The sequence below is a fragment of the Mycobacterium venezuelense genome (assembly GCF_054919535.1).
In genome coordinates, this window is record NZ_JBONDW010000051.1 from 1 (window position 1) to 1248 (window position 1248).

A 1248-nucleotide genomic window follows, 5' to 3' on the forward strand; every position below is an offset into this window, starting at 1 on the left:
TGAGGTGAGCCCCCTGTAGTGGTCCAGTCGTTGTGGGACTCTGTTGCCCGAGTGTTCGGGCAGGAAGAATCACCAACGACATGGCATCGAACAAGCGCCGGCGGCACACGCCGGATCAGATCATCCGCAAGCTGGCCGAGGGCAACAAGCTGCTCGGGACCGGGCAGGAGCTGGCCGAGGTGTGCCGGCATCTGGAGGTCACCGAGTCCACGTGGCATCGCTGGGTGGCCCAGTACGGCGGCATGAAGGCCAACGACGCCAAACGGCTCAAGGAACTCGAGGCCGAGAACGCTCGGCTCAAGAAGCTGGTCGCCAACCAGGCCCTCGACATCGACATGCTCAAGGAAATCTCCTCGGGAAACTTCTGACCCCGAACCGCAAACGCCGCGCAGCTGCAATGCTGCGCGAGCGGTTCGGGGTATCTGAGCGTCGAGCCTGTGCGGTGGCCGGCATTCACCGCTCGACGATGCGCCTGCAACCAGCACCGGTCACCACCGAGGAAGCCGAGTTGCGGGCCTGGCTGCGTTGGTTCTCCACCGATCGGCCGCGCTGGGGCTGGCGGCGAGCAGCGAAGATGGCCCGCCGGGCGGGCTGGGAGGTCAACAACAAGCGGATCCGTCGGCTCTGGCGCGATGAGGGCCTGCGGCTGCCGCAACGTCGCCGCAAGAAGCGGTTGACGGGCATCGGTGTCGCCGTCGGTGCGATGTCGCCGATCCGGCCGAACGTGATCTGGGCGATGGACTTTCAGTTCGACACCACCGCCGATGGCCGCACCATCAAGATGCTCAACGTCATCGACGAGTTCACTCGTGAAGCGCTCGCGATCGAAGTCGATCGCAGCATCGACGCCGACGGCGTCGTCGAGGTGTTGGATCGCCTCGCGCTCATCCACGGGGCGCCGCACTACGTGCGTTTCGACAACGGGCCCGAGTTCGTGGCCCACGCCGTCAGTGATTGGTGCCGATTCAACAGTGCCGGTTCACTTTTCATTGATCCCGGATCGCCTTGGCAGAACGCCTGGGTCGAATCGTTCAACGGCCGTTTGCGTGACGAACTACTCAACCTCTGGCGCTTCGACTCGCTGCTGGAAGCCCGGGTGATCATTGAGGACTGGCGCCGAGACTACAACGCCAACCGACCCCATTCTGCCCACGGCGAGCTCACCCCAGCCGAGTTTGCCCTACAGTGGGCCACGACCCATCAACCGAAAGTCGCATAGCGACTGGACCACCAAACGGGTCCCGCTCA

Annotated in this window: 1 protein-coding gene; it reads left to right on the plus strand. The window is 64.2% G+C overall.

Features of this window, described 5'->3' with window-relative positions; genetic code table 11:
* Window positions 1–80: 80 nt before the first annotated feature.
* A protein-coding gene (locus ACRCUN_RS34130) for an IS3 family transposase (protein ID WP_462146022.1) occupies window positions 81–1219 on the plus strand; the annotation gives its coding sequence in 2 pieces (ribosomal slippage) (window positions 81–354 and window positions 354–1219; 1140 coding nt in all).
* The last annotated feature ends 29 nt before the right edge of the window (window positions 1220–1248 follow it).